This is a genomic window from Spirosoma radiotolerans (assembly GCF_000974425.1).
GTDB classification, from domain to species: Bacteria; Bacteroidota; Bacteroidia; order Cytophagales; family Spirosomataceae; genus Spirosoma; species Spirosoma radiotolerans.
The window spans coordinates 6,416,281-6,429,620 of the sequence record NZ_CP010429.1; the positions used below are offsets into that span (position 1 = coordinate 6,416,281).

The window sequence follows — 13,340 nt, forward strand, 5'->3', positions numbered from 1 at the left end:
CCTACGCGACCGGCAGATTATGTCCGCTGTAGCGGCTCTGTTTTCGTTAGTCCCCGTTTTATTTAATTGACTTCTTTCCGACAAAGGTACAAGTGAACACTGGGAACTTACCCATTTTTATGAAAATCAACTAACTCATCAGCAGGGGCTTTAATACTACGACCCATTGTTAAACCGGTTTGTTTTACCGCCTGTTGCAGCAAATCAGAAAAATAGTAGGCAATAGACCCGACAAAGTGAACCGGCCACTGGCTCGCTTCCGGAAAGCGCTTAACGTACGTTGTCAGGAATAAAACAAACGCATCGGTAACCAACTGGGCGATGTAGGGATGAGTTAAATGAGTGAACAAAAAGGGCGTAAATGAAGCAAAATAGCGGTTAGGAAACGGCTTTTGGTAAGCGTTTTCCAGCAATGTTGGGCGGTCGAGGGCGTATTGATTCTGAAAGGCCTCCTGAAGTTCAGCGGGCAGGCGGTCCTGAAAAAAATCGCGAACCAGTGTTTTGCCAAGATACCCCCCACTCCCTTCGTCACCAAGCCAGAAGCCCAGCGACTGAATCCCGCAAATAGTAGTAGTCCCATCATAACAGCAGGCATTGGCTCCTGTTCCCAGAATACACACGATACCCGACTGATGGCCCATGGCCGCTCTGGCGGCACCAAGCATGTCGCTATTGACCTCAACAAGCTGTAAGCCCGGCAACACCAGGTGCAGGGCATCGGCTATGATGTAATTGACCGACGGGCCTGTGCAGCCGGTTCCGTAGTAGAACACTTTGGTTAAGCTGGCCTGCTTCAGATGCGGCAGTAATTGTGCCTGCAATGTTGCCGCTATTTGTTGGGCGTTTTGATAATATGGATTGAAGCCATCCGTTTGAATAGCAAGGGAATGACCCGTATTTGTATCGACAAGACGCCAGTCGGTTTTTGTCGATCCACTATCAGCAATTAAAAACATAAAATATAGTACGGATTACGATCTGGGATAGCCCTAAACTAATTTCCCAACGGCAGAAAACCGGGCAAAAACGCCGTTGGTATGCGGAGCATCACTGAGCTCATCGGTGAGATCCTGACCAGCCCAATGTTCATAGTGTTTACCATTGCGCCAGAGCCGGGACGCCGACAGGTCGTAAATGACTCCTTCATAAGCACACCAGATTTCATCACGGTCCTGGCCATTACGGAGGGCTAATTGTGAACGGGTGTATACAGGAAGTGATGGATTATTTACGGGCATCGTATCCGATCAGTCAAAGAAGGATAATTATTAAGTATCGCTTTTGTTAGTAACGACAAAATTAGCGTAACTTAGCCACTTCTGTTCCTACTGCATTTGTTTAACCATGAGAAAGACTCATCACATCGCTTTTCTTTCACTTTTAGTTTTTTTGGGTGCCCTTATGGGCTGTAGTGGCAACAAGCCAGCCCCCGTTTCAGAACGTATTGCCAAAATCTGGACGGCCAGTAAAGTAGACGAGAACAAAATAACGGTCTACACCAAAGGGGGAGCCTCCAATGTTCGTAATTACACATCGTTCAAACTGGATTTGAGTCAGGCTCCAACCGTAAAATACACAGAGTTCGACGGGAACACATTCGTGGGGAAATACTCGCTTCCAACCGATAATCGCCTTGTACTGACTGACCTGAACCCAGTACCGACTGGTCTTACTACCGGCACCATTGAGTTTACCATTAACTCAATTGATGACAACAACCTGAGTTTGTCGCGCACAACCACAAGCCAGAAAACCGGCGGTACCTTAAATGATTACACGCTGACGAATCCGTAAGGCTTCTGTAAACCAATTCAACCTGAAAGCCGTTCCGTATGTCAATCGGAGCGGCTTTTTGGTTCTATAAGATTAATTTAACCACGTCGGACCGCCGAAGCGGAGGCATGGAGAACACAGAGCTGTAAACTATCGTTTTTAGCTGTTTTAATCTCCGTGCCTCTGCTTCGGCGGTCCGACGTGGTTAATAAATTTGCCCAATGCTTATTAATTACTTAGAGTGATAATGACTGACCTAAATAAACTTGGCGAAATTGGCCTGATCGAGCGTATTCGGCAGGCCACAACGGCACCAACGCATACAGAAACGATTCGGGGTATTGGCGATGATGCCGCTGTGTTCGATTGGGAAACGGATTACGGTTTGCTCTCTACCGATATGCTGGTTGAGGGCATTCATTTTGATCTGACGTATGTTCCCTTGAAACACCTGGGCTATAAGGCTGTCACGTATGGCGTTTCGGATATTGCAGCCATGAATGGACTACCCATTCAGATCACCGTTAGCATTGCCCTAAGCAGTCGGTTTCCGGTAGAAGCCATCGATGAATTATATGAAGGCATCCGGGCAGCCTGTGACGCGTATAATGTCGATTTGGTGGGTGGTGATACAACCGCATCCCGGTCAGGGTTAATTATTTCGGTATCCGTCGTGGGTAAGGTCCCGAAAGAGTTGATCACCTATCGCAACACCGCCAAAGCCAACGATGTTGTGTGTGTTACCGGCGATTTAGGCGCAGCCTATCTTGGTCTGCAACTGCTGGAACGAGAGAAACAAGTATATCTGGCCGATCCCAATATGCAGCCTAATCTTTCCGAAGAGCGGGCTTACCTGGTCCAGCGTCAACTCCGGCCCGACGCCCGCACGGACATGGTTCACGAACTTCGTGACCTTGGTATACGCCCGACGGCGATGATCGACATTTCGGACGGTCTGGCTTCTGAACTACTTCACATTTGCCACCAATCCGGGACCGGAGCGGTAATTTTTGACGAAAATATACCCATCGATGACCAGACGCATCTGGCCGCTGACGAGTTTAAAATCAGCCCCATTACGGCAGCTTTAAACGGGGGCGAAGATTACGAACTCCTGTTTACCGTTCGGCCGCAGGAATTCGAAAAACTAGCCACGAACGCTCGAATCACCGCCATTGGCTATTTGACCGATACGCCATCACAAATCGTGTTGGCCACTAAGGCCGGGCAGCAGACACCAATTCGTGCCCAGGGTTGGAATACAGCTGCGGATTAAATTAATTGGTAGGAACAGGCTCATTGATTTGCAATGAAAAAGACAGGTATTCAGGCGGCTTATTACTTCGAGTAAATCAGTCCAGCGGTTTTACGCCTTTTTCTATAACCAAGTTCTACCTCAGACAAAAAATGCAGAAGCGGGTTCGATTCGATTTTGAGTTTTATTTTACGAATGGCGGCAGTTTGACTGGTCAGGACTTCCGGCTGGATATTGACGGTGAAGACATTTCTGACCAGGCATTAGCCGACTATGTCATCGCCGATTTACGCCTGCTAATGGTTGGACAAACCCGTATTTTCAACAAAAAAATCATTACCGAAGCGCATAAGCGAAAGCCGGTAGCATCATCGTCCGGCCAACGCAGTAAGCTGATTGACCTGAGCCATATAATTGAAAACGGGCTTATCACCTATAAAGGCTTACCCGCTCCCATCGTCTGTGATTACCTAAGCCGGGAAAACTCGCGTCAACTTTATGAAGCGGGAACGGAGTTTCAGATTGGCAAAATTGAGATGGTAACCAATACCGGCACCTACCTGGATTGCCCCTTTCATCGGTACGAACAAGGAAAGGATTTGTCGGAGGTTAGCCTTGACGCCTTCACCGATCTGGAAGGAACCGTCATTCATGTACCACACACAGATACACTGGCAATTACGGAAAAGCATCTGCAACAGTACGAAATCCGAAACCGGGCCGTTCTGATCCATACTGGCTGGGCTGACTTCTGGAATACAGAAGCCTACTACGAACATCATCCGTTTTTGACTGCCGATGCCGCTTTGTATTTACGGGACTGTGGCGCCAAACTAGTGGGCATCGATTCGCACAACATTGATGATACAACAGGCAAAAGTCGTCCGGTACACACGACATTATTAGGCGCAGATATATTGATTGTTGAACACCTGTGCAATCTGGAACTGCTACCAACAACAGGCTTTACCTTCAGTGCTACACCCCCCAAGTTCAGAGGAGTCGGCACATTTCCGGTGCGGGCGCTGGCGAAGGTATATTGAAGCCGTGGGTACACTATCCCTGCTTAACGTAGGTATAAATCAATTCCGACACGGTAGCCATCGTAGCTACTGTAGCCTTGTCATCTTTGATGTCTTTCGATAAAAGTACCAGAACATATTTTCGGCCATCGGGCAGGAAAACGATGCCGGAATCGTGCCGGACGCCAGCGATTGAGCCTGTTTTATGAGCTACCTTCACATCGCGGGGTAGCTTCCCTGGAATAGCATCGTTGAATTTCTGATCGAGCAACGTCTTAATCATGGCATTTGAGGCCTGCGGGTTCACCGCTTTCCCGATGGCGATCTTCTCAAAAATCACCATCAAATCATAAGCCGTTACCGTATTGTTAAGCCCCTGTGCAAACGCTTTGCTATCTTCTACACCCCGCCTTACCTGAATGTCCTTAGCCCCCAGGTCGCGCATGGTTTGGGTTACGTTTTGCGCCCCGACCCGCTCAATGACCATGTTTGTAGCCAGATTGCTGCTCACGATAATCATGTCATACACCAGGGCTTCCAGTGTACGCTTCGTCCCAATGGCTTTGTAGATGTTTGTATCGCTGTCTTCGGTAGCATGCAGGCTGTAGGTGCTCCCATCGACAATGCTTTTGAACTCGGTCTTGATTGTCAGGGAATCCGACAGCGCCAGTTTATGTTGAGCAGCCTGTTTGTAAACTTCGATCATAACGGGCGTTTTCATGGTACTGGCCGCATGAAACACGTCCCGCTCTCGAACGAGCAATTCGTTTCCCGTGGCTAAATCCCTGAAGGCCACCGCAAAAACGCCGGGTTGTTTGCTCAACTCCTGCTCTATTTGTTTACGTAATTGAGGCATTGTCAGCCGGGGTTGAGCAGACACCGATTGCCAATGCGTCAATAAACAAAGAAAATTCAGAATCAGAACTACAGCTTTACCTTGTGCTAAACCCATATCTACAGAAAGACGTTTGATGATCGTAAGATCAAAAATGCAGTCAAATCCGCAGCTTTCCTCATTTAACCCGCACGAATTTCGAATAGCAAGGTTGTGCCTGGTTGCAGTTTGTCAGTAGCATCAGCATATCCTGCTGCACCACCATCCGCTGCTGAAAGGGAATTGTAGCCCGGTTGGTATTAATGAAAAAGTTAATGAAAAGGCTGTCGGGATAGGTTGCATCGACCCGATAATACTTGATTGGCGCATAATACGTCATCTCGCTCCCACTGTGCGTTAGCTGGCCATCGGCACCGAAGGTAAGGGTCTGGGCGGGCGTGGGTGTATAATATTTTGTGGTATAGAACGATGTGTCGCGTTTGACAAAGACGGTATCCTTCTCGGTTATGAGTGAATCCTTCTTAATGACCTGACCGCCTACCGTCACGGAAACAGTATCGTGCTGGGTAACGAGGACTTCGGTAAGGACCGATTTAACCGAATCTTTGGAGAAGTAACGCTCTACCAACCGCCAGGTGCCCGTAATACGGGAATCGCCCGGTCCCGGAGAGAAACTGGTCGCCGTATCCTTACAGTCGATAAGAAGGCTCGCCAGTAGCAGAGCCAAACTAAGGTAGAGTGTTTTTTTCACGAGGTAAGTAGCTGTTCGTTAGCTTAACGAACACAAGGCTTTCACCATTGCTTCGTTCGTTGAACGGAGTCTGTCTTTTATAGCAACTCCGGCTGCTCAACCCGATGATCGGATTGGGTAGCCGGAGCCATAAACAGAAGCCGATAAAAAAGGTCTAAACAAACTCCATGCCTCTTTCTTTGGCATCGGCCACAAAGCTCTTCACTTTTTGCTCTTCTTCTTTCCGACAGATCATCAGTACGTTATCATACTCGGCCACAATGTAACCGTCCAGACCATTGACAACCACTAACCGATCTTTCGGCGTTTTAATGATGCAGTTTTTAGTATCGTATAACATAATATGCCCGTCGATCACATTGAGGTCATCGTTTTTATCGGATACCTCGTAAAGCGATTTCCAGGTACCGAGATCCGACCAGCCAAAATCACTTAACACAACATAAACGTTGTCGGCTTTTTCCATCACCCCGTTGTCGATGGAAATGCTACCGGTTAGTGAGTACGCTTTATCGACAAAAGCTTTTTCTCGTTCCGTATAATAGGTGTCGCTTCCCTCAGCAAAAATCTCGGCGATTTCGGGCAGATAGGTTTCAAACGCCTTGATGATGGATTGTACATTCCAGACGAAAATACCGGCATTCCAGACGAATTCACCGCTTTCAACAAACTGCTGCGCCAGTTCAAGATGTGGTTTTTCCGTAAACGTTTTTACTCGCCGTGGAGCCGAATTTTTGTTGGTATTTTCCGACTCTGTAATGTACTGAATGTAGCCATAACCCGTGTCCGGGCGGCTCGGCTGAATGCCTAGCGTGACCAGAATATCCTGATCTTTGGTCGCATCAAGAGCCGACTGGATTGTTCGCTTAAACTCTTCTTCCTTCAGAATAATATGGTCGGCGGGAGCAACAACGATGTTTGCTTGCGGGTCGCGCTGTGCAATTTTATAACAGGCATAGGCAATACAGGGAGCGGTGTTCCGCGCAATGGGCTCGCACAATACCTGATCGTCAGAAAGTTGCGGAAGCTGCTTCTGGCAAAGGTCTTTGTAAAGCGAACTGGTAACGATATAAATATTTTCGGGAGGGCAAACGCCATCGAAACGATCAGCGGTTTGTTGCAACAGGGTTCGGCCCGTACCGAGCACATCGTGGAATTGCTTGGGATAACTCGTGCGACTGAAAGGCCAGAAGCGCGTTCCGACGCCCCCCGCCATGATTACAACGTAGGTATGATTCATGGATGCTAGACTAATTTATGACAAAAATGCCACTATAAAGTTAATTTACGAAGTGCCAGTTTTGTTTCACAACTAAAAGTATCCATAAAGTTTAAAAATAAAACCTATAGTATACAAAATAAACCAACACATTGATTACACCCTATACAACCTAATAGTCGCCCCCAATTGTTCGAAGGAGAGCAACGGCATACTGAACTTCCTGACTACGAAGCTGTACCAACTGCTGTTCTGTCGTCAAAACGGTTCGTTGCGCATCGAGTACTTCCAGATAAGTAGCCAGTCCACGGACATACAATTCACGGTTATATTGCTCCGTCCGGCGAGCTAGCGTCAGTGTTTGCGCCTGTAAATCAAGCTGCTGACGAAGCAGTGTCAGGTTGTCAAGCGCGGTTTCTGCATCCCGCTGGGCCAGTTGGAGAGCCTGTAAATAAATTTGCTGATTTGTTTGCGTTTGCTGCCGGGCCAGTGCAATGTTTTGCCGGGCCCGATGGCCTTCGTAAATCGGCACGGACGCATTGACGCCTACAATGTACGTAGCTGCACTGGGCGTAAACCACGAGCCGATTTTACCCGATAAAATACCGCCAGAGCCAATAAGCGTAACCCGTGGCTGCGTGCTTGCTTGCTGGAGAATAACCTGGGCTGCAGCCACCTGATTCTGCCGGATATACTGGACTAGATCAGGTCGGCGCTGAAGCTGGTCGGCGGTGACGCTGGCGTAGGGGTAGGTTGGCACTGTAGATGGCAACGCACCCGACGGAATGGAAAATGTAGTGGGATCCTGACCACATAGTTGAGCCAGTCCGTTCACTAATTCGACACGAGCCCGTTCCAGACCTTTGAGCGTAACCTGTAAACCAGCATAATCGGTTTCGGCCCGTTGCACATCGATCTGGTTGATTAACCCAACCCGGAAGCGTTCCCGAAGAATGGATAATGTGGTATCCCGCGATTGGATATTCCGACGAAAAACGGCTTGCTCAGCGTCATTACCCCGGATGAGCATGTACGTCCGGGCAATATCAGACGCCAGCGAGAGCCGGAAAGAAAGGTAGTCTGCATCACTGGCCTGCGCCTGTAAATTGGCGACCGTTATGCCACCCCGGATGCGTTTGAATAAATCCAGTTCATAACTGGCATCAATTGGCAGCAATTGAAACGTGTTCAACTGAAAACGCGGCAGCAAATCCGACTGATTGGCGACAGAGAGCGGTCGGCGTTCAGACAAACTCTGGGTTGTTACCAAGGCCGAGCTTCGCAGGGAGGGTGACAAAAACGATTGGGCAACTCGCAGTCGAATCCGCGACTCTTCCAGGCGGCTCAAGGCAGCCCGCAGGTTAGGACTATTATCCAAACCCAATTGAATCAGCGATTCCAGCGTGGGGTCGCTAAACCGACGAAAACCACTAACGGTTAAGGTTGGACTTAGATCAAGAGCTGTAACGGTTGCTCCCGGCACGGCATTACCGGCTGGAGTAGGCCCCTGTGGCTGCACTGTACCCGGTGCATTGGCAGGACCAGCGCTGGGTTGAACCGTAACGGAGCCACCTGGAGCATTCAGGGGAGCCGTTTGTGCATTGACCTGGCCGACGAACAGACTAAAAAAGAAAACACTACTGAAAAATTTGATCATCGCTGAGCTATTGTTTTGCCGGCTGCGGCCTTTCGAAATCTTACTTTTTGACCATCCCGTAACCGGTCATTAGGATTTGTAACAACAAGTTCCTGGCCCGTCAGACCATTCACGGCTTCAAGCGTTGTTCCATAGTCGCGTCCTAGCGTAATCGGCACAAAGTGAACGCGCTGACCCGCATCAACCACCACGACACGCGGCCCTTCGGCGGTGATCTGTAAGGCGTTTGCCGGAATCAGAACGGGTGCCTGAGCGCTGATCATATCGAACTTAACCAGGCTATACAGCCCCGAAGGTAACCCCTGTTTCGGATTTGGAATAACGACTTCGGCCAATAATGTTCGGGAATCGCTCCGCAACGCCCCGGACGTATGCATAACCGTCCCCTTAAACGCTTGATTTTTCAATTCAGGAATAACGACCGTAGCAGGCATGCCAATTTTCATATATTGGTAATACGTCTGTGGCACATCGACAAAAACGCGCAATGACCCGACTTCCGACAAGGTAAATAGCGGTTGTCCAACGCCCGGCGAGACAATGGTTCCGTTTTCAGCGGTCCGGCTGGTGATGATCCCACTAAAGGGTGCCCGGATCTGCTGTAAGTTTTTCAACGCTTCGAGCCGACCCAGATTGGCCTGCGCCACGGTCACGGCCGACTTGCGGGTGTCAATATCCTGCCGTGCAATGGCACCGGGCAGTTGAACGCTCTGCAACCGGTCCAGGTTGACCTGCGCCAGTTGCTGGTCGGCTTTAGCGCGGGCAATGTCCTGATCAAGTTCCGGCGCATCAATGGTAGCCAGCAATTGTCCCTGCTTTACTTTCGCGCCAATATCGACATACCAGCGACGCAAAAAACCCTGTGTCCGCGCATACAGAGGTGTCTGCCGAAAGGGTTGAATTTGCCCCGGCAAGGTCAGCCCGGTTGTATCGGACGAGTGCTTCAGTGGCACGGCGTTCACAATCGGATCACGGTTCTTTTCTTCCGAGACAGCGGCTTTCAATTCCTGCGTATTGCGGATGCGCGGCAGTACACCGAAAAAGACAAACACCGCGATAAGCAGTAGCAAAGGAATGAGTATACGGAGTGCTTTCATAAGGATGATTGACCGGTTAAGGTGTCTATCTGCACGACGGCCTCTTTATTGAGTGGCCCGTACAAATGGGGGAATGGTTCCTGATTCGTGGCCAGTTCATAGCGCAAATCACTGGTTAGCTTATCGGTATCAACGTGCAGGAGCAGCAAGTCAGGCACGTGTTGATAATAGCGACTTAACGTTCCGGCCACCTGCTCTTTCGTAGACAGATGAATAAACCCTTCTGTCTGCAGGCTGGTGGCTTCGTAACTGGGCTGGCTTTCCTGCCTTGCCCAGTCGGCGGCTGAAACGATATGATAAATCAAGTTCATAATATTGGTTTTTGTCATTCCGACGAAGGAGGAATCTTATACTCTCCTGTCAGGCAACTTTAAGATTCTTCCTTCGTCGGAATGACAAAAAATTACATAGGTTTTGGCTTCCGGGCCAGATAGCTAAAGACGACGGGAACGAATAACAGTGTAGTAAACGTAGCCAGCAGCAAACCGCCAATAACAGCGCGGCCCAATGGCGCGTTTTGCTCCCCTCCTTCACCCAGACCCAACGACATGGGCAGCATACCGATTATCATGGCAATAGCTGTCATCAGGATTGGCCGTAGCCGGGTTCGTCCCGCTTCGAGAGCCGCTTCGTAGGCATTTCCACCGACTTCAGGCAAATGATCTTTAGCGAAACTGACCAGCAAAATACTATTCGCCGTGGCCACACCAACGCTCATGATTGCGCCCATCAGCGAGGGAATGCTAAAAGTTGTTCCCGTCAGAAACAGCATCCAGACCATGCCGCACAAGGCGCCGGGCAAAGCCGTAATGATGATGAACGGATAACGAAACGACTGAAAATTGACGACCATGAGCAGATAAACCAGTAAAGCCGCAAAAACAATACCCAGGCCCAGTCGGCTAAACGCGCTCTCCATGCTTTCGACCTGTCCCCGAATCGAGACGACATTACCCGGTTTCAGCTGTGTCTTGTATTCAGCCGTGATTTCTTCCAGCGCTTTGGCAACAGAGCCCAAATCGGTTTTTTCGACTGATGCATACACGTCGTAAGTCGGCTGAGTATTGACCCGATTGATGATGACCGGCGCTGTGGTACGCTTCATGGTCATTACGTTGCTGAGCAGTTGCGGGGTAGCCCGATCGGCCTGTCCCGCAGCAATCGGTGTCTGCAGCAACTTGTCGTAGGAATCCAGTTTGTAAGGGGGCGTCTGCACGGCAATAATGTACGGAAAACCACTAACCGGATCGGGCCAGAAGTTGGGGCGGGTTTGCCCGGTTCCACTTAAAGATATATTTAAGTTGGTGGCCACCCGTTGCTCCGTCAGGCCAAACTGCCCGGCGCGTTCCCGATCAACATTCAGGAAGAGTTCGGGGGCATCCAGTACCTGGTGTAAGTGTACATCCACCGCGCCCGGCACCTGTGCGATTTTAGTTTCCAGCTCGCGGGCAACTTTCAGGTTATTTGCCCGATCAAAGCCGGACACCTGCACGTCGATGGCGGCCGTCAGACCAAAGTTCAGGATTTGGCTAACAATATCGGCGGGCAGAAAAAAGTACGTAACATCGGGCATTTCTTCGCGCAACCGGGCCCGCAACTCCCGCACATAGTCCGCGGTTGGATGCGACCGCTCCTCACCAAGAGAAATCAACAACTCTGCATCGGCCGAACTGGCGGATGAGTTATCGGAAAAGAAAAAGTTATAGCGTTCCGACGTCAGACCAATGTTGCTGATAACCGAGCTTATTTCCTCTTCCGGAATCACCTCCCGCACAATCTCGGCGGTTTGGGCCGTTATCTGCTCCGACGATTCAAGCCTTGTTCCGGCTGGCGCGCGCAGATGCAATCGAATTTGCCCTCCATCGACCTGCGGAAAGAAATCACGCCCGACAAAGGGCAACAATACGCCCGTAAAAACAATCACTACCAGAAACACACCCAACACCACCCGACGGTTGTTGAGTACCCATTCCAACGCCCGGATATAGCGTAGTTGAAACCGCTCGAAACCCTCGTTAAACCGGTTATAAAAGCGCGCAAAGGCATTTGGCCGTTTTGCCGTCTCATGCCCATGCTGCGACTCACCTTTCAGCATCAGATCGGCCAGGGCAGGAACCAGTGTCCGCGAGAGTATATAAGACGCCAGCATGGCAAACACCACCGCTTCGGCGAGTGGGCCAAACAGAAATCGCGCCGGGCCTTCCAGAAACAGAACTGATGTAAATACGATACAGATCGTTAGCGTCGATACCAGCGTTGGCGTCGCAATCTGTTGGGCTCCTTCCAGAATAGCCTGCCGCAAGGGCATACCCAACTCTTCATTCCGGTGAATGTTTTCGATCGTCACCGTGGCATCATCAACCAGGATACCAATGGCGAGAGCCAGCCCGCCTAATGTCTGAATGTTGAGTGTCTCCCCCATCAGATACAGCACAATCAGCGAGGCCAGAATCGACAAAGGAATCGAAATAGCAACGATCAGTGTGCTGCGCCAACTTCCCAGAAACAGTAAAATCAAGCCTGCTGTGAGTAGGGCAGCTATCATTCCTTCTACCAATACGCCTTTGATAGACGCCCGCACAAAAACGGACTGATCAAACAAGGCTTCGAGACGCAGGTTTGATGGAGCAGCCGCCCGAACGGTCGGCAAAATCTGGTTCTTGATTTTATCGACGATCTGGGTAGTCGATGCGTTACCCGTTTTCACAATCCGCATCAGCACGCCCTTACTTCCATCCTGCTTAACAATGTTCGATTGCACGGCAGCTCCATCGTGTACGTTGGCAACATCGCGCATGTGCACGGTCGTACTGCCAATCGTCTTGATCGGAATATCGTTGAGGGTTGTAATCACATCCGGCTTGGAGTTCAGACGGACGTTGTATTCTCGTTCGGCCAGCCGCAACGAACCACCAGGCAGTGTCAGGTTCTGGGCTGCTACGGCGTTCGTTACTTCCTCGGGGGTAACGTTGTACGCCACCAGTTGGTCAGGCTCCAGATCGACCGCAATCTGCCGGGTTTTTCCGCCGAAAGCCTGGGAGAGACGGCTTCCGGGCACCGTCGAAATCTGCGGCCGGACCCGCGTTTGAGCATAGTCAGTAATTTGGGCTTCGGTCAGGCTATCGGATGACAGACCAAGTTGCAGTACGGGTACATCAGTCGCGTTATACCGAACAATGAGAGGAGGCTGCGTGCCAGGCGGCATCCGAACCAGAATCGTTTGCGAAATAGCTGTAACCTGCGCCAGCGCTTCTTCTATTTTAACCGATGGCTGGAAGAAAATCTTTAGGACAGCCGTACCATTATACGTTTGCGATTCGAGCCGCTGAATATCGCTAACGTTGTTGATCAGGGAGGTTTCGGAGAAGTTCGTGATCATCTTCTCCATTTCATTCGTAGAAAGGCCACTGTAGCCCCAGATCACAGAAACAACCGGGATATTGATCCGGGGAAAGATATCGGTTGGCATTTGTGTGACCGACAGCCCGCCCATAATGATGATTAGCAGCGCCATCACGGCGATGGTATATTTCTTTTCAAGTGCCAGGCGAACAATCCACATGATGAATCAAGTAAGTAATTAGCAGCTACTGCGTTAAGCATCAGGGCTACTTACGCAACGGGTCAAAATTAGGGCTACGCCAGGCAGCAGAACAGGTATGTTTTGTAGATTCACTGGTAGAAAGTGCAGATACTAAAACCTGGGATATAAAAATTACCAGTTATCCTTG

12 protein-coding genes are annotated in these 13,340 nt (G+C 50.0%); 3 read left to right on the top strand and 9 right to left on the bottom strand.

From position 1 onward, the window contains the following. Positions 1-107 precede the first annotated feature (107 nt). The gene (locus tag SD10_RS26110; protein ID WP_046578085.1) at positions 108-956 is read right to left on the bottom strand and encodes an N-acetylglucosamine kinase; all 849 of its coding nucleotides are present in this window, start codon (positions 954-956) and stop codon (positions 108-110) included. Positions 957-989: 33 nt separating this feature from the next. Further along, positions 990-1,238, bottom strand: a complete 249-nt coding sequence (locus tag SD10_RS26115; RefSeq protein ID WP_046578086.1) for a cytochrome b5 domain-containing protein — start codon at positions 1,236-1,238, stop codon at positions 990-992. A 106-nt stretch (positions 1,239-1,344) separates the two neighbouring features. Between SD10_RS26115 and SD10_RS26120 the strand changes: the two genes are divergently transcribed. From SD10_RS26120 to SD10_RS26130, 3 genes are all read left to right on the top strand, one after another. Then, entirely contained in the window at positions 1,345-1,794 is a 450-nt protein-coding gene (locus tag SD10_RS26120) for a hypothetical protein (RefSeq protein ID WP_046578090.1), read from the top strand. A gap of 226 nt (positions 1,795-2,020) precedes the next feature. Further along, on the top strand, positions 2,021-3,049 hold the full coding sequence (gene thiL / locus SD10_RS26125) for a thiamine-phosphate kinase (protein WP_046578092.1): 1,029 nt from the start codon (positions 2,021-2,023) through the stop codon (positions 3,047-3,049). Positions 3,050-3,180: 131 nt separating this feature from the next. Further along, positions 3,181-4,071: a cyclase family protein gene (locus SD10_RS26130; protein ID WP_046578094.1), complete on the top strand. Its 891-nt coding sequence runs from the start codon at positions 3,181-3,183 to the stop codon at positions 4,069-4,071. Between the two features lie 13 nt (positions 4,072-4,084). On the opposite strand, the gene SD10_RS26135 is transcribed toward SD10_RS26130, so the two are convergent. The 7 genes from SD10_RS26135 to SD10_RS26165 all read right to left on the bottom strand — a co-directional run bounded on the left by SD10_RS26135 (position 4,085) and on the right by SD10_RS26165 (position 13,171). Further along, positions 4,085-4,906 carry a serine hydrolase gene (locus tag SD10_RS26135; protein ID WP_227699072.1) on the bottom strand — a complete coding sequence of 274 codons (822 nt, stop codon included), beginning with the start codon at positions 4,904-4,906 and terminating at the stop codon, positions 4,085-4,087. A 157-nt stretch (positions 4,907-5,063) separates the two neighbouring features. Next, positions 5,064-5,636, bottom strand: a complete 573-nt coding sequence (locus SD10_RS26140) for a hypothetical protein (protein WP_046578095.1) — start codon at positions 5,634-5,636, stop codon at positions 5,064-5,066. 154 nt (positions 5,637-5,790) lie between these two features. Next, entirely contained in the window at positions 5,791-6,876 is a 1,086-nt protein-coding gene (locus SD10_RS26145; RefSeq protein ID WP_046578097.1) for a mannose-1-phosphate guanylyltransferase, read from the bottom strand. A 151-nt stretch (positions 6,877-7,027) separates the two neighbouring features. After that, on the bottom strand, positions 7,028-8,512 hold the full coding sequence (locus tag SD10_RS26150) for an efflux transporter outer membrane subunit (RefSeq protein ID WP_046578098.1): 1,485 nt from the start codon (positions 8,510-8,512) through the stop codon (positions 7,028-7,030). Beyond that, a complete protein-coding gene (locus tag SD10_RS26155) occupies positions 8,509-9,609 on the bottom strand; it encodes an efflux RND transporter periplasmic adaptor subunit (protein ID WP_046578101.1) in 1,101 nt (366 codons plus the stop codon). Before SD10_RS26155 ends, SD10_RS26150 begins: the two co-directional genes overlap by 4 nt. Continuing rightward, on the bottom strand, positions 9,606-9,920 hold the full coding sequence (locus SD10_RS26160) for a DUF952 domain-containing protein (protein ID WP_046578103.1): 315 nt from the start codon (positions 9,918-9,920) through the stop codon (positions 9,606-9,608). The genes SD10_RS26155 and SD10_RS26160 overlap by 4 nt, the downstream gene beginning before the upstream one ends. 92 nt (positions 9,921-10,012) lie before the next feature. Next, on the bottom strand, positions 10,013-13,171 hold the full coding sequence (locus SD10_RS26165; RefSeq protein WP_046578104.1) for an efflux RND transporter permease subunit: 3,159 nt from the start codon (positions 13,169-13,171) through the stop codon (positions 10,013-10,015). Between the last annotated feature and the right edge of the window lie 169 nt (positions 13,172-13,340).

Bases quoted from the DNA above. Each gene is read 5' to 3' on its own strand.
- SD10_RS26165 (WP_046578104.1), bottom strand. From the start codon at position 13,171: ATGTGGATTGTTCGCCTGGCACTTGAAAAGAAATATACCATCGCCGTG.
- SD10_RS26135 (WP_227699072.1), bottom strand. From the start codon at position 4,906: ATGCCTCAATTACGTAAACAAATAGAGCAGGAGTTGAGCAAACAACCC.
- SD10_RS26130 (WP_046578094.1), top strand. From the start codon at position 3,181: ATGCAGAAGCGGGTTCGATTCGATTTTGAGTTTTATTTTACGAATGGC.
- thiL (WP_046578092.1), top strand. From the start codon at position 2,021: ATGACTGACCTAAATAAACTTGGCGAAATTGGCCTGATCGAGCGTATT.
- SD10_RS26155 (WP_046578101.1), bottom strand. From the start codon at position 9,609: ATGAAAGCACTCCGTATACTCATTCCTTTGCTACTGCTTATCGCGGTG.
- SD10_RS26160 (WP_046578103.1), bottom strand. From the start codon at position 9,920: ATGAACTTGATTTATCATATCGTTTCAGCCGCCGACTGGGCAAGGCAG.
- SD10_RS26150 (WP_046578098.1), bottom strand. From the start codon at position 8,512: ATGATCAAATTTTTCAGTAGTGTTTTCTTTTTTAGTCTGTTCGTCGGC.
- SD10_RS26110 (WP_046578085.1), bottom strand. From the start codon at position 956: ATGTTTTTAATTGCTGATAGTGGATCGACAAAAACCGACTGGCGTCTT.
- SD10_RS26115 (WP_046578086.1), bottom strand. From the start codon at position 1,238: ATGCCCGTAAATAATCCATCACTTCCTGTATACACCCGTTCACAATTA.
- SD10_RS26120 (WP_046578090.1), top strand. From the start codon at position 1,345: ATGAGAAAGACTCATCACATCGCTTTTCTTTCACTTTTAGTTTTTTTG.
- SD10_RS26145 (WP_046578097.1), bottom strand. From the start codon at position 6,876: ATGAATCATACCTACGTTGTAATCATGGCGGGGGGCGTCGGAACGCGC.